General features: G+C 58.4%; 22 protein-coding genes. 12 read left to right on the top strand and 10 right to left on the bottom strand.

Annotated elements, in window-relative coordinates:
• Positions 1 to 110: 110 nt before the first annotated feature.
• The 5 genes from nthA (at position 111) to AC2FFP_RS06675 (ending at position 3,481) form a co-directional block, all read left to right on the top strand.
• Positions 111 to 725, top strand: a complete 615-nt coding sequence (nthA, locus tag AC2FFP_RS06695; RefSeq protein WP_496880839.1) for a nitrile hydratase subunit alpha — start codon at positions 111 to 113, stop codon at positions 723 to 725.
• Positions 722 to 1,399 (top strand): nitrile hydratase subunit beta, encoded by a 678-nt coding sequence (nthB, locus tag AC2FFP_RS06690; protein ID WP_496766834.1) that lies wholly within the window; start codon positions 722 to 724, stop codon positions 1,397 to 1,399. Before nthA ends, nthB begins: the two co-directional genes overlap by 4 nt.
• Positions 1,396 to 1,731, top strand: a complete 336-nt coding sequence (locus tag AC2FFP_RS06685) for a nitrile hydratase accessory protein (protein ID WP_496766833.1) — start codon at positions 1,396 to 1,398, stop codon at positions 1,729 to 1,731. The genes nthB and AC2FFP_RS06685 overlap by 4 nt, the downstream gene beginning before the upstream one ends.
• Positions 1,732 to 1,946: 215 nt before the next feature.
• Positions 1,947 to 3,239 (top strand): adenylosuccinate synthase, encoded by a 1,293-nt coding sequence (locus tag AC2FFP_RS06680; protein ID WP_496722134.1) that lies wholly within the window; start codon positions 1,947 to 1,949, stop codon positions 3,237 to 3,239.
• Complete coding sequence (locus tag AC2FFP_RS06675) at positions 3,239 to 3,481, top strand: DUF2842 domain-containing protein (RefSeq protein WP_496722135.1); 243 nt, start codon at positions 3,239 to 3,241, stop codon at positions 3,479 to 3,481. Before AC2FFP_RS06680 ends, AC2FFP_RS06675 begins: the two co-directional genes overlap by 1 nt.
• 73 nt (positions 3,482 to 3,554) lie before the next feature.
• Here AC2FFP_RS06675 and AC2FFP_RS06670 read toward each other — a convergent pair whose 3' ends face one another.
• Positions 3,555 to 5,186, bottom strand: coding sequence for a hypothetical protein (locus AC2FFP_RS06670; protein WP_496766831.1), 1,632 nt, complete (start codon positions 5,184 to 5,186; stop codon positions 3,555 to 3,557).
• Positions 5,187 to 5,307: 121 nt separating this feature from the next.
• Here AC2FFP_RS06670 and AC2FFP_RS06665 point away from each other — a divergent pair, with 121 nt between their 5' ends.
• On the top strand, positions 5,308 to 6,015 hold the full coding sequence (locus tag AC2FFP_RS06665; RefSeq protein ID WP_496880838.1) for a thiamine diphosphokinase: 708 nt from the start codon (positions 5,308 to 5,310) through the stop codon (positions 6,013 to 6,015).
• Here AC2FFP_RS06665 and AC2FFP_RS06660 read toward each other — a convergent pair.
• Genes AC2FFP_RS06660 through AC2FFP_RS06645 form a run of 4 tightly spaced genes read right to left on the bottom strand, consistent with a single transcriptional unit; the run spans position 5,960 to position 9,425 of the window.
• Positions 5,960 to 6,874 (bottom strand): DMT family transporter, encoded by a 915-nt coding sequence (locus AC2FFP_RS06660; protein WP_472723490.1) that lies wholly within the window; start codon positions 6,872 to 6,874, stop codon positions 5,960 to 5,962. The two genes, AC2FFP_RS06665 and AC2FFP_RS06660, sit on opposite strands and share 56 nt — an antisense overlap.
• A gap of 39 nt (positions 6,875 to 6,913) precedes the next feature.
• A complete protein-coding gene (locus AC2FFP_RS06655; protein WP_496880837.1) occupies positions 6,914 to 7,324 on the bottom strand; it encodes a GFA family protein in 411 nt (136 codons plus the stop codon).
• A 24-nt stretch (positions 7,325 to 7,348) separates the two neighbouring features.
• The gene (locus tag AC2FFP_RS06650; RefSeq protein ID WP_058274837.1) at positions 7,349 to 8,722 is read right to left on the bottom strand and encodes an L-serine ammonia-lyase; all 1,374 of its coding nucleotides are present in this window, start codon (positions 8,720 to 8,722) and stop codon (positions 7,349 to 7,351) included.
• Position 8,723: 1 nt separating this feature from the next.
• Entirely contained in the window at positions 8,724 to 9,425 is a 702-nt protein-coding gene (locus tag AC2FFP_RS06645) for a glutathione S-transferase family protein (protein ID WP_496766827.1), read from the bottom strand.
• A gap of 167 nt (positions 9,426 to 9,592) precedes the next feature.
• Between AC2FFP_RS06645 and rpiA the strand changes: the two genes are divergently transcribed.
• The 6 genes from rpiA (at position 9,593) to AC2FFP_RS06615 (ending at position 15,990) form a co-directional block, all read left to right on the top strand.
• The gene (gene rpiA, locus AC2FFP_RS06640) at positions 9,593 to 10,378 is read left to right on the top strand and encodes a ribose-5-phosphate isomerase RpiA (RefSeq protein WP_496766826.1); all 786 of its coding nucleotides are present in this window, start codon (positions 9,593 to 9,595) and stop codon (positions 10,376 to 10,378) included.
• 323 nt (positions 10,379 to 10,701) lie between these two features.
• Positions 10,702 to 12,060, top strand: a complete 1,359-nt coding sequence (gene gor, locus AC2FFP_RS06635; protein ID WP_496722148.1) for a glutathione-disulfide reductase — start codon at positions 10,702 to 10,704, stop codon at positions 12,058 to 12,060.
• Positions 12,061 to 12,132: 72 nt separating this feature from the next.
• Positions 12,133 to 13,278, top strand: a complete 1,146-nt coding sequence (hflK, locus tag AC2FFP_RS06630) for an FtsH protease activity modulator HflK (protein WP_108858948.1) — start codon at positions 12,133 to 12,135, stop codon at positions 13,276 to 13,278.
• The gene (gene hflC, locus AC2FFP_RS06625; RefSeq protein ID WP_282118761.1) at positions 13,278 to 14,174 is read left to right on the top strand and encodes a protease modulator HflC; all 897 of its coding nucleotides are present in this window, start codon (positions 13,278 to 13,280) and stop codon (positions 14,172 to 14,174) included. Before hflK ends, hflC begins: the two co-directional genes overlap by 1 nt.
• A complete protein-coding gene (locus AC2FFP_RS06620; protein WP_496766825.1) occupies positions 14,174 to 14,368 on the top strand; it encodes a DUF2065 domain-containing protein in 195 nt (64 codons plus the stop codon). Before hflC ends, AC2FFP_RS06620 begins: the two co-directional genes overlap by 1 nt.
• Before the next feature lie 185 nt (positions 14,369 to 14,553).
• Positions 14,554 to 15,990, top strand: coding sequence for a Do family serine endopeptidase (locus AC2FFP_RS06615; RefSeq protein WP_261307915.1), 1,437 nt, complete (start codon positions 14,554 to 14,556; stop codon positions 15,988 to 15,990).
• 220 nt (positions 15,991 to 16,210) lie between these two features.
• Here AC2FFP_RS06615 and AC2FFP_RS06610 read toward each other — a convergent pair whose 3' ends face one another.
• From AC2FFP_RS06610 to AC2FFP_RS06590, 5 genes are all read right to left on the bottom strand, one after another.
• Complete coding sequence (locus AC2FFP_RS06610; protein WP_108858944.1) at positions 16,211 to 16,879, bottom strand: Crp/Fnr family transcriptional regulator; 669 nt, start codon at positions 16,877 to 16,879, stop codon at positions 16,211 to 16,213.
• Positions 16,880 to 17,039: 160 nt separating this feature from the next.
• Complete coding sequence (locus tag AC2FFP_RS06605; protein WP_058274883.1) at positions 17,040 to 17,645, bottom strand: inner membrane-spanning protein YciB; 606 nt, start codon at positions 17,643 to 17,645, stop codon at positions 17,040 to 17,042.
• Positions 17,646 to 17,661: 16 nt separating this feature from the next.
• Positions 17,662 to 18,564, bottom strand: a complete 903-nt coding sequence (locus AC2FFP_RS06600) for a DMT family transporter (RefSeq protein ID WP_282118758.1) — start codon at positions 18,562 to 18,564, stop codon at positions 17,662 to 17,664.
• An 86-nt stretch (positions 18,565 to 18,650) separates the two neighbouring features.
• A complete protein-coding gene (gene ftsY, locus AC2FFP_RS06595) occupies positions 18,651 to 19,814 on the bottom strand; it encodes a signal recognition particle-docking protein FtsY (protein WP_496880836.1) in 1,164 nt (387 codons plus the stop codon).
• Positions 19,815 to 19,872: 58 nt separating this feature from the next.
• Complete coding sequence (locus AC2FFP_RS06590) at positions 19,873 to 20,511, bottom strand: lysoplasmalogenase family protein (RefSeq protein ID WP_496695009.1); 639 nt, start codon at positions 20,509 to 20,511, stop codon at positions 19,873 to 19,875.
• Positions 20,512 to 20,593: the final 82 nt, after the last annotated feature.

Here is a 20,593-nt window from a genome sequence, read left to right as displayed (position 1 = left end):
TGCAAGTTTGCCAGCGGGGGCAAGTGAGGAGTTGGCATCAAGATCGGTGATGTTCCGGATCACGGCAAAGGGACTGGACAGCATGGCCGCACCTCGCGCAGGCTGCGGCCATGCCACATGATGATCACGACCACCCGCACACCCTTTTGCCACCTGATCCTGCGCTGCGGGTAAAGGCGCTGGAAACGATTCTGACTCGTAAAGGTCTGATCGATCCGGCGGCGCTGGATGAAATTATTGATACCTATCAGAACAAGATAGGTCCGCAGAATGGCGCGCGGGTCGTTGCCAAAGCCTGGACCGACCCGGACTTCAAAGCCGCATTACTGAAAGATGCCACATCGGTTGTCGCCAATCTGGGTTATTACGGGCGTCAGGGTGAACACATGGTTGTCGTCGCAAATACCCATGAACAGCACAACATGGTCGTATGCACCCTGTGCAGCTGTTACCCGTGGCCGCTGCTTGGTATTCCGCCGGGTTGGTACAAATCCGATGCCTATCGGGCGCGGGCTGTGCGTGAGCCGCGCAAGGTTCTGGCGGAATTTGGTGTGACCCTGCCCGAAACTTCCTCAGTTCGCGTTTGGGATTCGACGGCCGAGGTGCGGTACCTTGTGCTTCCGATGCGGCCAGAAGACACGGATGGCTTAACAGAAGACGAGTTGGCGGCGCTTGTCACACGCGACAGCATGATCGGAACCGGTTTGCCAAAGGTGCCATCATGACCCGAGTTCACGATATGGGCGGGCGCTTTGGCGATGGGCCTGTGCTCCCTGAACCCGAAGATGCCCCGGTCTTTGCCGAAGACTGGCATGCAAGGGCATTGGCCGTAACACTGGCAGCGGGATCGCTTGGGCAGTGGAACATCGACGTATCCCGGCATGCGCGCGAGAGATTGTCGCCTAAGGACTACGCCCGTTTTTCTTATTACGAGAAATGGATTTCGGGGCTTGCGGACCTTCTCGTCGAAACAGGCGTGCTGACAGATGAGGATCTGCGCGGCGAGACAGACGGCGACAATCACCCCCTGGCAAGCCGCGTGCTGAAGTCTGACGCGGTTGCGAAAGTGTTGGCCAGCGGCGGGCCTGCGGATCGCCCTTCAAATGTGCGGGTGAAATTTGAACCGGGGCAAAAAGTTGTGACCGCCCGTCAAGCCGCGAACCGCCTTGTCGACGGCGGGCATACGCGTTTGCCCATGTACGCCACCGGGGCAAAAGGGCGCATCCTTATGATGCACGGAACGCATGTGCTGCCGGACTCTAGTGCTCATAGGTTGGGGGATGCACCCGAGCCGCTTTACGCCGTGGTCTTTCCGGCATCCGAGCTTTGGGCCAATCCCGAACACTCGCAGGATGAAGTCGTTTTGGATCTTTGGCAAAGCTATCTGGAACTCGCATGAGCGACTGCATAACTCATACTGCTCCCGAACCAGCCTTCGCAGAGCCCTGGCACGCTCAGGTCTTTGCTGTGACGGTTGCCTTAAACGAGGCCGGACGGTTCGACTGGCCGGATTGGGCGGCGCGCTTTTCGGCCAGCTTGAAACAGAACGGTTTGGATCGCGAACTGAATGGAGGGGATGACTACTTTTTTGCCTGGCTGGAAACGCTCGAGGCGTTTTTGGCCGAGCAAGGTGTCGCAGCTCCAGATGAAGTGGTCCAATTTCGCGACAAGTGGGAAGAGGCTTATTTGACCACCTCTCATGGACAGCCGGTGCGGTTGGCCAAGGGGTAGGGGGCTCTGCACTCGTTGCCCGTGCCGGGCACTTCCCCCGGGGGTATCTTCAGCCAGATGAAGCGGGGGATCCGTTTCTTCACCTGGCCAAAAATATCCCCGCCGGAGGCATCGTGCGCAGCACGATCTCTGCATGCGTCGAATTACCGGTTTCCCTGTCGCTTTCCCCCCGTTATACGAGCCGAGTTTGATAACTCAGCGCAAAAGGACCGGATATGGCCAATGTGGTTGTTGTCGGCGCCCAGTGGGGTGACGAAGGAAAAGGCAAGATCGTCGACTGGCTCAGCGAGCGTGCAGACGTGATTGCACGCTTTCAGGGCGGACATAACGCCGGGCACACGCTGGTCATCGACGGAGAAGTATACAAGCTGCACGCGCTGCCGTCGGGTGTTGTGCGTGGCGGCAAGTTGAGTGTCATCGGCAACGGTGTCGTTCTGGACCCATGGCACCTAATCAAAGAGATCGGAACCATCCAGGCGCAGGGCGTTGAAATCACCCCTGAAAACCTGATGATTGCGGAAAACACACCGTTGATCCTGCCCTTCCACGGGGAACTGGATCGGGCACGTGAAAGTCAAAACTCGGTTGCGAAAATCGGGACGACCGGTCGCGGAATTGGTCCTTGTTACGAAGACAAGGTTGGTCGCCGCGTGATCCGTGTGGCTGATCTGGCTGACGATGCAACGCTGGCATTGCGAGTTGATCGCGCTCTGGTTCACCACAATGCGCTGCGAAACGGGCTTGGACTGGAGCCAATTGACCGAAATGCACTGATTGCCCAGCTGAAAGAGATCGCGCCAAAAATCCTACCCTTTGCCGCGCCGGTTTGGAAAGTGCTGAACGAAAAGCGCAAGGCTGGCAAACGCATCCTGTTCGAGGGCGCACAGGGGGCGCTGCTGGATATCGACTTCGGTACATATCCGTTTGTAACCTCGTCCAACGTCATTGCCGGTCAGGCATCAACAGGCGTCGGCATCGGTCCCGGTTCGATTGACTTCGTTCTGGGCATTGTCAAAGCCTATACAACCCGCGTGGGTGAGGGCCCGTTCCCAACCGAGTTGGACGACGACGATGGTCAGCGGCTTGGTGAGCGCGGGCACGAGTTCGGGACCACCACGGGCCGTAAGCGCCGTTGTGGGTGGTTTGACGCCTGCCTTGTGCGCCAGACCTGTGCGACCAGCGGTGTGAACGGCATCTCGCTGACCAAGCTGGATGTTCTGGACGGTTTCGAGACCCTGAAAATCTGCGTTGGGTATGAGCTGGACGGCGAACGTCTGGACTACCTTCCGACGGCCGCGGATCAACAGGCGCGCTGCAAACCGATTTACGAAGAGATGCCGGGTTGGAGCGAATCCACCGAAGGGGCGCGCAGCTGGGCGGATCTGCCGGCCAATGCCATCAAATACGTGCGCCGGGTCGAAGAGCTGATCGATTGCCCTGTCGCCCTTTTGTCCACCAGCCCGGAGCGGGATGACACCATTTTGGTGACTGACCCGTTTGCAGACTGATGGCAGAGGAACAGAAACGAGGCCTCAGCTATAAAGCGCGCCGTCGCTGGTCACTAGTGCTGCTGCTGGTTGGGTTGCCTCTTTATATTGTGGCGGTCGTGACGGTTGTGAATTGGCTAGACCGCCCGCCGCTCTGGCTTGAGCTGCTAGTCTATATCGGTCTGGGCATCGTGTGGGCCTTGCCTTTCAAATTCGTGTTCAAAGGCGTTGGGCAAGCAGACCCGGATCAGTCGCAAGACTGAGAGGGCGATTCATTTCCCGTACAAAAAAGGGCCGATGATTGCATCGGCCCCGTTTCTTTTGATTTTCTTAAGTTCAGCCTGCAGCGCGCTCGTCATCGGGGCGGAACCCGATCTGTGTTGAGGCGGCAAAACGACCACCACCGGCTTTTTCGATCTTGCCGTCCCGAAGCAATTGACCGAACGAGCGCAGGCTTTCTTCGCGGTTGAAGTCGTCCTGCTTGAGTGAGCGGATCTTATTCATCAGCTGCGGGCGCGAGAATTGTTCCTGACCTTCGATGAACGACAGGTAAGCGGCGGCAGCCTCTAACAGGTCAGGCAGAGATTGTGCACCTTGTTCCTGTGCAAAAAGGGCAAAACCACCTTCTTCGTTGGAATCGTCGGCTTCGTCTTCTGATTTGGACGTGACGCGGCGGGGGGTCACGGGGCCGGCGTCCTGTTCATTTGTGTCAACCCGCTGTTCTGCAACCAGCTTCAAGGGGGATGAAGTGTCGGATTGCGGGCGCATGCTGGTGACTTGAATCTCGGGGCGGCGCGGGCTTACGACCGACGTCAGATCGCCACGATATCCGCTTTCTTCGGAGTCTTCGTCCCGCGGCTGGTTCCCGCGCTCAGCTTCGGTCGCAGCGACTGCCGTGCGCAGATGTGAATATGTTTCGCGCTGCGTGCTGGTCGCCGGGTCATCCATCTGGCTGTCCGCCTTGTCCATCAGGCGGGACAAATCCTGATCCAGGGCCGTTTCGTTCGGTGATTGACCACCCATTGCGGCCTCAACCTTCGAGATCTCGCTTAGAACATTGGCCTCATCCTCGGCGGTCAGATAACCCTCTTGGGTCTCTGCGACTTCATCTATCAGATCCTCTTCGGTCTCTTCGCTCAGGATATTGACGGGCTCATCAGTTTCGGTCGTTTCCTCAAGATCGGTGAACAGCGCCGAGGGTGCAGGCGCCTCTTCCTCGTCTTCATAATCTGCGTCCTGCTGCATCGAGAATGGCTGCACGGATTCTACCGGTTCTTCCGTTGCTTCGGCCTCTGCCGCTGGCGCTGCCACGGCGGGGGTATCCGCGATTTCTTCTGCTTCAAAAGCCGGCGCCATCGGTTCAACAGCTGCGTCGGGCTTGTCCGTTTCCGAAAGGTCCGATGCGTCGAGCGAGCCTGCCTCAAACGCGGCGGCGATCGCATCCATCGGTGCAGCTGGCTGACTACCCAGGCTTGCGTCCTCGTCTTCTGTATAAATCACCGAGTTTTCTTCGGAATGCGAAACGACGGCGCGGATGCGCTGCAGTTTGGCGGCAATGCTGTCCGCAGCCGGGGCAGGCGCGCTTTCGACCGGCACGGCGTCAGCGAAAAACGAGTCGGCCCGTTGTGCAGGGGGGGTGGCACTGTGGCTCATCACATGGGGGTCTGCTTGCGCAGCGGTTGGAACCGCAGCAGGGGCTGGCTTTGCAGCCTGCTGGGTTGCACGCAGCAACAGGCCGGAATCGCTCTGGCTGGCTTCTACATGTTTTGCGGCGTCGCGCCGTGCGATCCGGGTCAGCATTTCTGCGTCAGGTTGCGGGGGTTCAGAACCAAAATACCGATCATCGGCAGAAAGATCACGGAAGTATTCAGCGATTGCCTTCATCGTTTCGAATGAATCGTCGAATCCTTCCAAAGTGCAGGAGAAGGTTCCATAAGAAACGGTCAATACCTTGTTGTTCTGTACCATCAGACGCACGTCCTCTACAAACTACGAGAGCCAACCACCTTATGCAGGCACACCCATTGGCTCGGAACTCTTTGCATGAACCTATCATTTTGTGGTCTCAATGTGTCCAAATCCGGGAAAAATGATCAATCTAAGTAAAAATCGCCCAATTGTGCGGTCATTTGAGCCAATTGCACTGGTCGGAGGCGGGGAAATCGGCCCTGACGACCTAAATGTGATGCTGATTCGCGCCAAGACGGTTGTGGCGGCCGATGGTGGGGCAGCCCCTTTGGTAGAATCGGGTCGCATTCCGGATGCCGTGATTGGCGATTTTGATTCGCTGGACAGCCGGCACAAAGACCAAATTCCGGTGGACCGGTTGTATCCTATACGGGAACAAAACAGCACGGATTTTGACAAGGCTCTGCGCAGCATCGAAGCGCCTGTCGTGTTGGGGGCCGGGTTCCTGGGCGGGCGGCTGGATCATCAGCTTGCTGTTCTTAACACATTGGTCCAGAGGCAGGATCGCCCCTGCGTCTTATTGGGTGAGACTGAGGTCGTCTTTCACGCGCCGCCGCGGGTTTCCCTTAGTATCACACCCGGCGATGTCGTTTCACTGTTTCCGTTCCAACGGGTAACCGGTGCCAGCAAAGGCCTTGAATGGGCCATCGACGATCTGGTTATGGAACCCGGCGGGCAAGTAGGCACATCCAACCGTGCGCTGGCAGATGTTGAGCTGACGGTGGATGCGCCGGGATTGCTGGTGATGGTGCCGCGATACGCTCTGGATCAGGTTATGCAGGCGTTTCTGTCGGGGCAGACCGGGCGCTGGCCCGCTCGCGCAGAATGACATACAGGCCTGCGGCGACGGTGATACCAATGCCGACAGCGGCCATGCCATCCGGAAGGTCATGGAAGATCAACCAGCCAAAGAACGTCGCCACCGGGATCTCAAGATACTGCATGGGGGCCAGCGTGGCGGACGGCGCATAGCGCAACGACCACGTCATGAATAGATGCGCGACAGTGCCCAGGACACCGATTCCGATCAGCAGCAGGTGACTTTCACGCTCGGGAACAATGAAAGACAGCTCCCAAACATTGCCGAGTGTTCCCAGCGCCAGAACCGGCAGCAGCAGAACCGTCGCCATCACTCCGGATACGGCCTGCAAGGCTATTGGGTCGGTTTCCTTGGCAATCTGTCGTGTCACCAACATGAAAAGGGAAAAGACAATCGCAACGACCAAGGGTAACAGAGCGGCGGCACCGACCTGAACAAAGCTGGGCTGGATGACCAGCAGAGTGCCCACGAACCCGACAACACAGGCGATCAGGCGGCGCATACCGACCTCTTCACCCAGCACGTACTTGCCCAGCAACAACATTATGAAGGGCATGACAAAGGCGATGGCGACTGCATCCGCCAGCGGCAAGTATTGCAGTGCGCTGAACATTGCCGCGATAGCGACGATATGCAGAACCGTTCGGATGAACGCCAGCCACACAAGACGTCCACGCATGCGCCAGTGCCGCCTGGTCAGGGCCACCAAAGGTATCAGGATCAACGCCTGAACGGCAAAGCGAATAAACACCAGAACGCCGACCGGTGTCGTCTCACCCAGCAGCTTGGCGATGGAATCGCCCATCGGTGCAAGCACGCAAAAACACAGCATCAAGAAGATGCCAAAGACGGGACGATCCTGGGTCATGCGGCGACGCTACGGGTTTTGGCACCCGGTTGAAAGCTTCTATGAAATCGGCTGCACCTTCGTGTAGTCGGGTCCGATGCAGACGGGCAGGTCGTCGTCCAGTTTCAGCCAATCCAGCCGTTCTTCATGGGCCACGTGCAGCGTGGGCTGCAATTGGTTGGGATCCTCTAATGTGGCGACATACAGATGCAGCACGTCCGACATGGCTTGGGATCGAAACGAGATCGGCGTGCCGCAATTGGGACAAAAGCTGCGCTCGACACCGGGCGAGGAGTTAAAGGTTTTCGGAGACTCGCCAATCCAGCGCCATTGCCCGTCGCGCACGCCAAAATAGGTCGTCATCGGGGCCGCACATTGCCTGCGGCAACTATCGCAATGGCAGCTCACGCAGGACAGGACCGGAGGAACAACCTCGTACCGAATCGTTCCGCACAGGCAATGTCCTTGCATCGTTGACCTCCATTGCTGTCACTGTCAGCAGTTTGGCACGTTTACGGCCAACCCGCCCAGAGACGTTTCCTTGTACTTCTCGTGCATATCATGCCCGGTTTGGCGCATGGTTTCGATCACTGAATCCAGCGGCACGAAGTGTTTCCCATCGCCACGCAGCGCAAGTGAAGCAGCCGAGACGGCTTTGATGGCCGCCAACCCGTTGCGTTCGATGCAAGGAACTTGCACCAGACCAGCGACCGGGTCGCAGGTCATGCCTAGATGATGCTCCAATGCAATTTCGGCGGCGTTTTCGACCTGCTCGGGCGTACCACCCATCACGGCGCAGAGGCCCGCTGCAGCCATTGCCGAGGCGCTTCCAACTTCAGCCTGACAACCGGCTTCTGCACCCGAGATCGAGGCGTTGTATTTGACCAGCCCGCCAATGGCCGCTGCCGTAAGGAGGAAGTCCTCGATATGGCTTTCCGAGGCACCGGGAACGTGGTCGAGGTAATAGCGCAGTACGGCAGGCATCGTACCAGCTGCCCCGTTTGTGGGCGCAGTGACGACTTGCCCGCCAGCCGCGTTTTCCTCGTTTATCGCCATCGCATAGACGCTCATCCAGTCGTTGATGGTGTGCGGCGCGTTCAAGTTCATACCCCGTTCGGCCAACAACGCGTCATGGATGCCCTTGGCGCGGCGGCGCACTTTCAGGCCGCCGGGCAGAATGCCATCCGTCTTCAGTCCACGTTCGATACAGTTGTTCATGACTTCCCAAAGCCGGGCGGTGCCTTTGGCGAAACTGTCCGCACAGCCCCGCGCGATTTCATTCTCGCGCTTCATCTGGGCGATGCTTTTGCCGCTGGCGTTTGCCATCTCAAGCATTTCGGCCGCCGAGTGGAACGGGAAAGGCACGGCAGGGCCGTCATTGGTGGCTTTGCCTTCGGCGAGTTCCTCTTCGGTCAGAACAAAACCGCCGCCTACGGAATAATAGACTTGCCGCAGAATCACGTCGCCTTGCGCATCGGTGGCCATCAGGATCATCCCATTGGCATGGCCGGGCAGGTTGTGGTCGTAGTCAAAGATCAGATCGGCCTTTGGATCGAATTGCAGGGTCGGCAACCCCTCGGGCGTGACAGAGTGCGTTTCAGCAATAGCAGCCAGCGCGGCCTCGGCCTTGTCGTTGTCATAGGTGTCAGGAACAAACCCGGCCAGCCCAAGGATCGTAGCCCGGTCGGTTGCGTGGCCCACACCGGTAAAGGCCAGCGATCCGTGCAGCGATCCGCGAAGACCGGCGAATTCAAACGGCGAGGCGCGCATTAGGTCCAGAAACCGTGCGGCGGCAACCATCGGCCCCATTGTGTGTGACGAGGACGGGCCGATGCCCACTTTGAACATATCAAAAACAGACAAGAACATATCAGGTAGCAGAGCCTTCTGGAGGGTGAGCATAAGATGGACTGGTGAAGGGGGTAACCCCCAACCCCTCGGCCGCGATGGCAGCCCGGGTTGCGGGACGGCTTTCCAGGCGCATCAGAATGGATTGCAGGTAAGGCGTATCCGCCAGTTGATACCAACTGCGATCAGCGCGCTCCGGGTAAAGGGCCATCCACCGCATCTGGCAGGCAAGGTAGTATGTAAGAACCGAGGGCTGATCCGCGTTCAACCAGTTGGGCGCAGTTTTTGCCACGTCATCCAGAACCCGAAGATGTTGGCGCAGGCGCGGGCGGATACCGTTGCGCAAGGTTTCGGCCTGTGCCGTGTCGATGTATTTTTCGGCATAGAACAGGATGCGCAGATCGGCATGTAAAGTGTTCGATGCGAAAAAGAGCCATTTCAGGAACGCAGCCCGATCCGGGTTGTCAGGGGCGGGAGCCAGTTGCGCATGCGTATCTGCCAGCCACAAAAGGATGGCGGCTGTTTCAAAGATCGGACCTTGTGGCGTTTCAAGAACCGGGATCAGGCCGTTCGGATTCAACCCTCTGTAAGCCGCGCCATCCTGTGCGTTTTGCCGACGATCCACCAAAGCCGTCTCATAAGGCAGGCCCATCTCTTCCAGCACCAGTCTGATCACCAGAGAGGCATTGTCGGGGGCAAAGTGCAATCTATAGGGCGCGTTCATGGGCTGTATCTATACACCAGCAGGGATGTCGAACGTCTCGATTGCGACGTTTCCAATAGGAAACGCGTAGTTTCGCGACAAGTTGGCCTGTTGGATCGGCGAATTGGCGCTCGCAGTTGCGTCGGACATTCCGTATAAATTCCGCAATACCAAGGGGGAATGCAACAATGACCGGAGATTTGTCACCCATAGACAAAGCCAAATTTGTCGCGGCGCGACGGGCCGCCGATATAGTTCAGGACGGGATGCGTGTTGGGCTGGGCACCGGATCAACGGCCGCCTGGATGGTCCGCCGTCTGGGAGAGCGGGTGCAACAGGAAGGTTTGCGGATCAAGGCTGTTCCGACCTCAACCCGTACCGCGCAACTGGCCCGTGAGTTGGGGATCGAGGTTGTCTCGCTGGATCAGGCGGGTTGGCTGGACCTGACCATCGACGGCGCGGATGAATTCGACGGCGATCTGAACCTGATCAAAGGTGGAGGCGGCGCGCATCTGCAGGAAAAGATTGTAGCCACGGCCAGCGATCAGATGATCGTTATTGCAGATGCCGGGAAAGAGGTCGAAACGCTGGGCGCATTCCCGTTGCCGGTTGAGGTGATCCCTTTTGGCTGGCAGACCACGCGAACTCTGATTCAAGAAGCGCTCGATACGATGGACGTTCTTGGCACTTCGGCGGTGTTGCGTATGAACGGCGAAGCACCGTTTGTCACGGACGAGGGCAATCACATTCTGGACCTTCACCTTCAGCGCATCGGAAATGCCAGGCAACTGGCGCTGGTGCTGAATCAGGTGCCGGGTGTGGTCGAAAATGGTTTATTCATCGACATCTGTGACAAAGTTGTGATCGGCCACGGCGATGGTCGGGTCGAGCTGCGCGATATCAACGATGGAGTGATCGACTTGGATCATTTGGTCGATGGTGGTGAAAACCTGTTTTCGGATCTGGCGGATTAAGCGGAACAGACACAGATCGCTCTAGGTCACTCGTTATTTGTGGGCGATGCATTGACTTAAGTGAAGTCGTAACCACGAACGATTTGGGACACGTTTTATTGGACACTTGGCGTGACTACTCCAAGATGCAGAGGCTGCCGTTGAATAAAACAAATGCAACCATATCTGGGCGTTTGATCACAACGCTGCAGCGGTTCCCTGCGCAAGTTCGAGAACTCGGAGAGGCTGGAGTCCCGGCGATCACTCTGGACAGCAGCGCGAGATAGAGTACACCTCATGCAAGGCCTGCGGGCGCTTGCGGAAATTTGAAAGAGGCAGGACAAATGAGCTTTGACTATGATCTGTTCGTTATCGGCGGAGGCTCAGGCGGGGTCCGTGCGGCGCGTGTGGCAGCTGGCGAAAACGGTGCCAAAGTGGCGCTGGCCGAAGAGGATCGCTATGGCGGAACCTGTGTCATCCGGGGCTGTGTGCCCAAGAAGCTGATGGTCTTCGCCAGTGAATTCTCGGGCATGGTCGGTGATGCGCAGGCCTATGGCTGGGACATTCAGACCGGTGCTTTGAATTGGGATACCTTTCACGGCAAGCTGGTGACCGAACTGGACCGGCTTGAAGGCATCTACCGCAATATCCTGAAAAACAACGGCGTCGAAAGCTTTGATCAACGTGCAACCGTAGTCGATCCACATACGGTCGAATTGGCGGATGGGACACGCAAGACAGCCAAGCACATCCTGATCGCCACAGGTGGTCGTCCGGTCGTGCCCGAGTTCCCGGGATCGGACTTGGCGATTACGTCGAACGAGATCTTTCACCTTGAAAAACTGCCCCAAAGCATTCTGATCGTCGGTGGCGGCTACATTGCCAGCGAGTTTGCCGGAATCATGAACGGGTTGGGAGTCCAGACCACTCAGTTCTATCGCGGTGCGCAAATCCTGCGTGGCTTCGACGAAGAAGCACGTGGCCTGATCTGCGAAGAGATGCGCCAGAACGGCATTGATGTTCGTCTGGGCACCAACGTGCTGGAAATGACCAAGGAAGGCGACAAGATCCGCGTTAAGGCCACCGATGGCACCGAGGATCAGTTCGACGTGGTCATGTACGCCACAGGGCGTGCGCCGAATGCAGACAACCTGGGCCTTGAGGCGCTGGGCGTGGAACGTGGCCGCAAAGGTGAGATTGTAGTCGATGAGTACAGCCAGACAGGCGTGCCCTCGATCTATGCCATTGGCGATGTTACCGACCGCGTAAATCTGACGCCGGTTGCGATCCGTGAAGGCATGGCGTTTGTAGAGACCGTTTTCAAAGGCAACCCGACTCCGGTGGATCATGAACTGATCCCGACCGCGATCTTCACCCAACCGGAATTCGGCACTGTGGGCTTAAGCGAAGAAGAAGGCGCGGCACAGGAACCGATTGAGGTTTACGCGACATCGTTCAAGCCGATGCAAAAGGCCTTTGCCGGTGGAACGCAGCGCGTGTTGATGAAGCTGATTGTCAGCCAGGCGACCCGTAAGGTTCTGGGTTGCCACATCGTCGCGCCGGGCGCGGGTGAGATGATCCAGCTGGCTGGCATCGCCGTTAAAATGGGCGCAACCAAGGAAGATTTCGACCGCACGGTTGCCGTTCATCCGGTGATGGCAGAGGAATTGGTAACAATGCGGCAACCTGTGCGCACTGCTTGATTTGCAACCGCGCGCACACAAGTTACAAGGGAACCCGTGATCACACGGTCCAACACAAGGGAATAGATACATATGGCGGGCAATAGCGGCGGCCCCTGGGGGGGCGGAGGCTCTTCGGGCGGCGGAGGAAATCGGGGTGATAACGGTGATGGGCGCAAGCCCCCCGAAGGCGATGGTCCGCAGATCCCCGAGATTGATGAATTGATGAAGAAAGGCCAGGAACAGCTGCGCGTCCTGATGGGCGGCCGCGGTGGTTCAGGCCGCGGTGGCAACGGTCAGGGCTCTGGCGGCGGTGGCCCTATCTTCACAAAAGGTACGGTTCTTATTGGTGTCGTCGTCGCGGCGGTATTGTGGGGGGCGGCCAGTTTTTACACAGTCAAGCCTGAAGAACAGTCGGTTGAGTTGTTCCTCGGCGAATTCTCGGCCGTCGGAAATCCGGGTCTGAACTTTGCGCCGTGGCCTTTCGTTACCGCCGAGGTCATCCCGGTCACCCGCGAACAGAACGAAGATATGGGCGGCGCGCGCGGCAGCGATGATGGCTTGATGCTGACCGGCGACGAAAACGTGGTCGATATCGACTATCAAGTCGTCTGGAACATCAACGACCCTGCGAAGTTCCTGTTCAACTTGCGTGATCCGCGCCAAACGATCCGTGCGGTGTCGGAATCAGCGATGCGCGAGATTATTGCTCAAAGCGAGCTTGCACCGATCCTGAACCGGGATCGTGGTGTTATCGCGGATCGCTTGCAGGAACTGATCCAGTCCACAATGGACAGCTATGATTCAGGGATCAACATTGTCCGCGTGAACTTTGACAAAGCCGACCCGCCTCAGGATGTGATCGCCGCCTTCCGCGACGTTCAAGCTGCTGCGCAGGAACGGGACCGGTTGCAGAACGTAGCCGATGCCTATGCGAACAAGGTGTTGGCAGAAGCGCGCGGCGAAGCTGCGCAGGTTCTGGAAGAGGCAGAAGGATATCGTGCCCAACAGATCAACAGTGCGCGGGGTGAAGCCAGCCGCTTTAGCGCAGTTCTGGAAGAATACTCCAAAGCACCCGATGTGACGCGTAAGCGTCTGTATCTGGAGCGTATGGAGCAGATTCTGGGTGACGTTGACAAAATCATTCTGGACCAGAACTCATCCGGGCAAGGGCAGGGTGTTGTGCCCTATCTGCCGCTGAACGAGCTGCGTCGTAGCCCAGCCGGGGAGAGCAACTGATGCGTAAATCACCCATTATCCTCATTCTTGTCGTGATCCTTGGCGTCGTTGGCCTGTCTTCGATCTTCATCGTGGATGAACGTGAACGCGCGCTGGTCCTGCAATTTGGTCGTGTCGTCGCGGTCAAGGAAGACCCCGGTTTGGCGTTCAAAATCCCGGTGATTCAAGAAGTTGTCCGCTATGACGACCGTATCCTGTCTATTGACGTACAGCCCCTTGAGGTGACCCCTCTGGACGATCGGCGTCTGGTTGTCGATGCATTCGCACGTTACCGGATTTCAGATCTGAACCAGTTCCGTCAGGCCGTTGGTGTCGGTGGTATCCCGGTTGCCGAGGATCGTCTGGATCGTATTTTGCGGGCCGAAACCCGCGAAGTTCTGGGCTCGGTTTCGTCCCGTGACATCCTGAGCTCGGACCGTGCGGCACTGATGCTGCGCATCCGAAACAGCGCGATTGCCGAAGCTCAGGCGCTGGGCGTGACTGTAATCGACGTGCGATTGAAGGCGACCGACTTGCCACAGGCCAACCTTGAGGCGACCTTCGATCGCATGAAGGCCGAGCGGGAGCGTGAAGCAACAGACGAACGTGCCCGTGGTAACGAGGCGGCGCAGCGTGTGCGTGCGCAAGCTGACCGGACGGTGGTCGAACTAGTTTCAGATGCACGTCGTGAGGCCGAGATCACCCGTGGTGTAGCGGACGCCGAACGTAACGCGATCTTTGCGGAAGCCTATGGCGCGGACCCGGAGTTCTTTGAATTCTACCGTTCGCTGACCGCGTATGAGAATGCGTTGCAGGGCGGCAATAGCTCGTTGGTTCTGAGCCCGGATTCCGAGTTCTTCAACTACCTCGGTTCGCCAACCGGACGGCAAGCTCCGGCTGCTGCGGCCTCCGAATAATGGGGCTGATCCTTCTGGCTTTCGGGCTGGTATTGATTGTAGAGGGGCTGGCCTATGCGCTGGCCCCTTCGCTTATTGAGCGCATGTTAGAGGCATTGCGGTCACTGCCCGAGCAGGCGCGGCGGCTGGCCGGTTTGCTGAGCTTGGTCAGTGGGTTTATCCTGCTTTGGGGGGCTTATCAGGTCGGGTTTTGATGCGGTGACCTCACTTGCAGGTGATTTCCCCGAGATCCCGAGTTGCGGGCAAGGACAAACCGACTACATTGGTTCCTGAGAAGATTTGCCCGAGGGCAGTATTTCAAGACTTGTTGACAAGGAGTTCCCAAGTGCAGGCACAAGCACGCAGTATTTCAGTCCGGCAGGACGAGGGTGTTGGTTTCATGCGGCTGATGTGGCTGGCCATTGCGGGGATGATTCTTGTTCTGGCCCAATCCGTCGCAGCACAGGCGCGGAGCGAAAGCCTGGCGCCGCTGGCAGAAAAGATCAGCCCGGCCGTGGTCAACATTACCACCTCGACGTTGATCGAAGGCCAGACCGGCCCGCAGGGCATTGTGCCCGAAGGATCGCCGTTCGAGGATTTCTTCCGCGATTTTCAGGACCGGAACGGTGATGATGAAAATCGCCCACGCCGCAGCAACGCGCTGGGTTCGGGGTTCGTGATTTCCGAGGACGGCTACATCGTCACCAACAATCACGTGATCGCCGAAGCCGATGAAATCCTGGTGGAGTTCTTCCCCGGTGATGGGCAGCCGCCAGAAGAACTACCCGCCAAGGTGATCGGCACAGACGAGAAAACCGATATTGCGCTGCTGAAGGTCGAGGCCCCGGGCCCGCTGCAATACGTGCAGTTTGGCGACAGTGACGTCGCCCGGGTCGGTGATTGGGTTATTGCCATGGGCAACCCGTTGGGGCAGGGCTTCTCGGTTTCGGCCGGGATCGTTTCGGCCCGCAACAGGGCGCTGAGCGGCTCGTATGACGACTACATCCAGACCGACGCGGCCATCAACCGAGGCAACTCGGGCGGTCCGCTGTTCAACATGAATGGCGAAGTGATTGGTGTGAATACAGCGATTTTGTCGCCCAACGGCGGCTCGATCGGGATCGGCTTTTCGATGGCGTCCAACGTTGTGGTCAAGGTGGTCGACCAACTGCGCGAATTCGGCGAAACCCGCCGCGGTTGGCTGGGCGTTCGCATTCAGGATGTGACCGAGGACATGGCCGAGGCAATGGGGTTGGCCAAGCCGGGCGGTGCGCTGATCAGCGATGTTCCGGATGGGCCGGCGAAAGATGCTGGTCTGCTGGCTGGTGACGTGATCCTCAGTTTTGATGGGGTCGAGGTCGAAGATACACGCGGCCTTGTGCGTCAGGTCGGCGAGACAACCGTGGGCAAAGCCGTGCGTGTTGTCGTGCATCGCGATGGCGGAACACAGACCGTCCTGGTTACTCTGGGGCGTCGTGAGGATGCCGAACGGGCTGATCAGGGCGACGAGGAAACGTCTGAGGCTCCAACGGAAGAGAATGCTGACATTCTTGGTCTGACCATTTCGCCGCTGACGGACACGCTACGCACGGATCTTGGTCTGGAAGAAGACGCCGATGGGCTGGTTGTGACCGAAGTGGATGAAGCCTCTGAGGCGTTCTCCAAAGGGTTGCGCGCCGGCGATCTGATCACCGAGGCTGGACAGCAAAAGGTGACGTCGATTGAAGACCTGGAAGCACGCATGGAAGAAGCGCGTGAGGCCGGGCGTAAATCGCTGTTGTTGCTTGTACGACGCGGTGGCGACCCCCGCTTTGTGGCGCTGAGCTTGGGCGAGTAACGCACCACATCAAACGTGATGACAAGGCCGGGGCAATGCCTCGGCCTTTTCCGTTCTACGTTGCGCTGAAAGTAAGTGAGCCACACGCCGGGGAGGCGCATGGCTCTGGTACAGGGAGAGGCCAGTGGACAGATATCGGGGATGATTCTCTGGCCCCCTACGGTAACAGCTACGACGATAGCCATTTCGGCACACATCGTATGTGAAGGAGGTCACAAGGTCAGATTAAGTCGGATTCGGCGAGTTCTTTCAGGGCGTTGAAGTCCTGGATCATCAACCCGCCGCGGGATGCCTCGACAACATTGTCGCGTTTCCAGGTGGAAATCGTCTTGGATACAGCCTCGCGCGTGGCACCGACGAACTCGGCCAATTCGCTTTGGGACAAGGTGATCCGCATGGCGGGGTCGTCCTGAAGGGCAGACAGATGCAGCAATTTGCGCGCCAGACGAATGGGCATCGGCAGGAATACCTGTTCGTTCAGCTGTGACCCCATCCAGCGCATGCGCAGGCCCGCCAGACGGATCATGTCGACGGCAAGGTCAGGATGCTGGCGGATCTGGTCCATCACGTCTCTGCGGCGCACGCGCAGCACGCTAGATGGCTCGGCCGCTGCTATCGTGGCGGTCCGCGGCCCGCTGTCGAACAACGCAATTTCGCCAAACACTTCGCCCGGCTTCATAAGGGTCAAAGACAGCTTGCGCCCGCTCATCGCAAGGAATGAAACCTCAAGCGTGCCCTCAGAAATCACATAGAGCGCATCGCCTTCGTCCCCCTGCTCAAACAGCACCTGGCCTTGATCCAAGGAAATCTCGGTCGCGAGTGCCGAAAGCATAGCCCTGAGTCGGTCTGATGCCTCGGACAGGAATCCGCTGTTTGGGAGTGCCTTCATGTGGTTGAGGGGTCTCCGGCTGCTGGTGTTGAGTGGTGCCCCAATGTTCCACAGCCGGGCTATTATTCCAAGGTTTTTATTGGTTTGTCTGATTGCGCGCTGTGCGATGGCTCAATATGAAAGCAAACGCTTAAGCTGCGCGCCGATTATAAGTGTTCGCCTATTGGTGGTCGGGGTCATCCATGTAGCGTTGCAACAGACTGAACTGAAGCATCAGAAACGCCATCAGCGCGATCGGAAAGGCGAAAGTTTCAATTTTGACCCACAGGTCCGTCGACATTGTTCGCCAGACAAATTCATTGGCAACGGCCAGAACCGCAAAGCAGCCGCACAACCGGCGGGTCAGGATCATCCAGCCCTCATGGCGCATCGGCAGCATATCTTCGAGGACATAGGCCAGGTAAGATTTCCCTTGCAGAAGGCCAATTCCAAGGATGACCGAGAAAAAACCGTAAACCAGCGTGGTTTTCATCTTGAAGAACCGCTCATCATTGAACCAAGCGGTCAGGCCGCCAAAGAAGATGACCATGAAGGCGGTGAATATCTGCATCCGGCTCAGTTTGCCGGTCAGGACCCAGAGGATGCCCATGGCGGCCAGCATCAGCGGGACGAAGATGATCGTCGCAATGATAAAGCCTGAATATTCAATGCCTCCGATCAGGAAACTGTCGTCACGCAGACGTAGGTAGATGAAGAAAAAGGCCAGTGGCGGCCCAAGCTCTAACGCTTGTTTCAGAAATGGATTGATTTCTTTTTTGCCTGGCATGTCTGTTTCCTGATTTTTACCCACCCATTTCAACTATTACGGCGCCCAATGCAATCAATGCCATCAGCGCGACCCGTCTTGGCCCCACAGTTTCTTTTAACACCAGCCACCCGATAAGCGCCGCGAAGACTGTCGAGGTTTCTCGCAGAACGGCGGCTTCGCCGACCTTGTCCAGACGGGTGGCCAGCATGATTGCTCCGAAGGACATAGGGGCGATGATGCCTCCGGCCAAGCCCCGCAACATCAATGGGCCAACGGCAGGGCGGTTGATCATGGCGCGCCATCTGAGGAATGCGTAAATCGGCATCGCAAACCCGTCGATCATAAAAAACCACGCCAGAAAGGTGAACGGGTCGGCGGTGGCACGGATACCATAGGCGTCATAAGTGGTGTAGAGCGCGACGAACAGGCCGGTTGCGATGGCCAGTACCAGCGCGATGCCCAGCGTTTCCCGGTTGGTTTCCAGAAAACGCAAATTATAGGCGGCCAGGCCGAAGATACCGGCCAGCAGAACCAAAACACCAAACCATTGAATCCCGGTAAAGGTCTCGCCGAAGAGCAGATAGGCGCCGATGACCGTGAATAGGGGGCCAGTGCCGCGTACGACCGGGTAGACGACAGTGTATGAACCCTTTGTATAGGCCATCGCCTGAAGGACCTTGTAGGCGATGTGGATCACCCAGACCACGGCGAAGATGGACCACATGTAGGGTTCAGGCCACGGCACCACGAAAAAGGCAAAAGGGGCCGCCATCAGGCAATAGCAGGCGTCGATTGCGCCACGGGACAGCCAGGGATCGTGACGGCCTTTCTGCAGCGCTCCAAATACCGCATGCAGGAAGGCGGCCATCAGAGCGAGGCCAAGAGCCAGCTGATGGCCCGCTTCGGTGCCTTCGAGAGAAATCAGCCAGTCGCTCAAATGTCAGTCTTTTCGCTGGGTGGAGAGGCTGGGGGCTTTCCACCCCCAGACCCCCGGAGGATATTTGGGGCGAGATAGAGGGGGGATCAGGTTTGGTCCAGGCCAGTGAGGGCGGCGGCGAACTCTTCGGGGTCGAAGGGGGCGAGGTCGTCGATCTGTTCTCCGACGCCGATGGCATGGATTGGCAGGCCGAATTTGTCGGCCAGTGCAACCAATACGCCACCCTTGGCGGTGCCGTCGAGTTTGGTCATGACCAGCCCTGACACGTCAGCGAGGTCGCGGAATGTCCGAACCTGGCTTAGCGCGTTCTGGCCCGTAGTGGCGTCCAGCACCAGCAGCGTGTTGTGCGGGGCGGTCTCGTCGATTTTGCGGATTACGCGGACGATCTTCGCCAGTTCCTCCATCAGGTCCGCCCGGTTTTGCAGGCGACCGGCCGTGTCGATCATCAGCAGGTCTGCGCCGTCTTGCTGCGCGCGGGTCAGGGCGTCGAAAGCCAAGGAGGCCGGGTCAGACCCCTCGGGTGCGGTCAGCACCGGCACGCCGGCGCGGTCGCCCCAGACCTGGAGCTGTTCGACGGCGGCAGCGCGGAATGTGTCCCCGGCGGCGATGACGACCTTTTTGCCGGCGGCCTTGAACTGGCTGGCCAGCTTACCGATGGTTGTGGTTTTGCCGGACCCGTTGACGCCAACGACCAGCACGACCTGCGGGCGCTTGGGGTAGATGGGCAGAGGCTTGGCAACCGGCTCCATCACACGGGCGACTTCCTGGGCGAGCAATTGTTTGATCTCTTGCGTGGAGAGTTTCCGGCCCAATCGCCCCTCGGCCATGTTGGATGTGACCCGCAAAGCGGTGTCGACGCCCATATCCGAGGCGATCAGCAGTTCCTCTAGCTGCTCAAGCATATCGTCGTCCAACGTACGACGGATGACGGCCTTGGCTTCGTTCCGGCCAAACAGGCGTCCCAACACCCCTTTGGATGGCGCGGCCTCAGGCGGGGGCGGAGCAGGGGTTGGATCGACCGGTGCGGGTTCAGGTGTTTCGACCGGCTGTGGCACAGGGGCGGGTTCAGGTGTCTCTGGCACCGGCTGCGGAATTTCGGGAACCGGTTCTGGCTGCGGCTCAGGCTCGGGGATAACTGGATCGGGCGCGGTCGTTTCCTCGCCACCGTCTTCGACGATGGCATCCAGCCCCTGTTCGAGGCGGGACGAGGATTTGAACAGCTTGTCCTTGAGCTTTGAGAAAAACGCCATTTTTAGTCTCCGCAGGTGTTCCTCTCACCTAATGCGGATTTGCGGCAGTTGCAAAGGGTCACAAAAACGCAATCAACAGCCCCGCTTGCGCGCCCCAGTATAGGATCCAGATCATATAGGGCGTGATGCGTAGCGCCGGATGGCCGTCAGGCAGCAGAAACTTTTCAGTCGCCAGTATCAGGTCCGACGCGATGAAGGCCAGTGCGGCGGGCAGGGCCCAGCGTAACGCGCCCGCCTCGGGCAAGGCGAGGACCGTAATGCCCATGCCAAGGATGATCGGGATATAGCCCAGAACCGGTACCTTGAGGTCACCGGCGCGGGGGGCGAGCAGGGTTGCAGCAACGATCCCGAGGATGATCAGCGACCAAAAGATGCCGGGCTTGTCGAAGATCAGAGCGGTGTCGCTGGATGGGTGGCTGAGGAACAGAGCGATATAGGCCAGGTGGCCTGCTGCAAATGCACCGATCCCTGCCATGAAGGTCGAGTCCGTCTCGCGTGATAACAGCGCGTCGCCCAAGGCGCACAGGACTAGCGCAAGGGTCAGTAGCATGGGGGCGCCACTTAAGACAGCAACCAGCGCCAGTAGCGCGACAGAGGCCGTCTTGAAGAGGGATCGCAGGGGGCTGGCCGGGCGCGGTGACATCGGCAAATAGGCCAGCGCGCTCGCGGCAGCGATCCAGAAAAAAGCGGTTGTCATCAAATGTCCCCCATTTGGCTTTTTTTGGCAGCATCACCGGGATCGCCATTACAACTCAAGCGGTGACGTGAAGGCAGCCGTT

The sequence above is a fragment of the Ruegeria sp. YTSC004 genome, from assembly GCF_059609805.1.
The sequence above is the reverse complement of the archived record's forward strand: the minus strand, read 5'-3'. Positions and strand labels throughout refer to the sequence as shown.

Coding starts and splice junctions, on each gene's coding strand:
- AC2FFP_RS06670 (WP_496766831.1), bottom strand. CDS start 5,186: ATGGTACAGAACAACAAGGTATTGACCGTTTCTTATGGAACCTTCTCC.
- AC2FFP_RS06605 (WP_058274883.1), bottom strand. CDS start 17,645: ATGCCAGGCAAAAAAGAAATCAATCCATTTCTGAAACAAGCGTTAGAG.
- AC2FFP_RS06650 (WP_058274837.1), bottom strand. CDS start 8,722: ATGTTCTTGTCTGTTTTTGATATGTTCAAAGTGGGCATCGGCCCGTCC.
- AC2FFP_RS06590 (WP_496695009.1), bottom strand. CDS start 20,511: ATGACAACCGCTTTTTTCTGGATCGCTGCCGCGAGCGCGCTGGCCTAT.
- AC2FFP_RS06675 (WP_496722135.1), top strand. CDS start 3,239: ATGGCAGAGGAACAGAAACGAGGCCTCAGCTATAAAGCGCGCCGTCGC.
- AC2FFP_RS06615 (WP_261307915.1), top strand. CDS start 14,554: ATGCGGCTGATGTGGCTGGCCATTGCGGGGATGATTCTTGTTCTGGCC.
- AC2FFP_RS06685 (WP_496766833.1), top strand. CDS start 1,396: ATGAGCGACTGCATAACTCATACTGCTCCCGAACCAGCCTTCGCAGAG.
- ftsY (WP_496880836.1), bottom strand. CDS start 19,814: ATGGCGTTTTTCTCAAAGCTCAAGGACAAGCTGTTCAAATCCTCGTCC.
- gor (WP_496722148.1), top strand. CDS start 10,702: ATGAGCTTTGACTATGATCTGTTCGTTATCGGCGGAGGCTCAGGCGGG.
- AC2FFP_RS06610 (WP_108858944.1), bottom strand. CDS start 16,879: ATGAAGGCACTCCCAAACAGCGGATTCCTGTCCGAGGCATCAGACCGA.
- AC2FFP_RS06660 (WP_472723490.1), bottom strand. CDS start 6,874: ATGACCCAGGATCGTCCCGTCTTTGGCATCTTCTTGATGCTGTGTTTT.
- rpiA (WP_496766826.1), top strand. CDS start 9,593: ATGACCGGAGATTTGTCACCCATAGACAAAGCCAAATTTGTCGCGGCG.
- AC2FFP_RS06680 (WP_496722134.1), top strand. CDS start 1,947: ATGGCCAATGTGGTTGTTGTCGGCGCCCAGTGGGGTGACGAAGGAAAA.
- AC2FFP_RS06620 (WP_496766825.1), top strand. CDS start 14,174: ATGGGGCTGATCCTTCTGGCTTTCGGGCTGGTATTGATTGTAGAGGGG.
- nthB (WP_496766834.1), top strand. CDS start 722: ATGACCCGAGTTCACGATATGGGCGGGCGCTTTGGCGATGGGCCTGTG.
- AC2FFP_RS06665 (WP_496880838.1), top strand. CDS start 5,308: ATGATCAATCTAAGTAAAAATCGCCCAATTGTGCGGTCATTTGAGCCA.
- hflK (WP_108858948.1), top strand. CDS start 12,133: ATGGCGGGCAATAGCGGCGGCCCCTGGGGGGGCGGAGGCTCTTCGGGC.
- AC2FFP_RS06655 (WP_496880837.1), bottom strand. CDS start 7,324: ATGCAAGGACATTGCCTGTGCGGAACGATTCGGTACGAGGTTGTTCCT.
- AC2FFP_RS06645 (WP_496766827.1), bottom strand. CDS start 9,425: ATGAACGCGCCCTATAGATTGCACTTTGCCCCCGACAATGCCTCTCTG.
- nthA (WP_496880839.1), top strand. CDS start 111: ATGCCACATGATGATCACGACCACCCGCACACCCTTTTGCCACCTGAT.
- hflC (WP_282118761.1), top strand. CDS start 13,278: ATGCGTAAATCACCCATTATCCTCATTCTTGTCGTGATCCTTGGCGTC.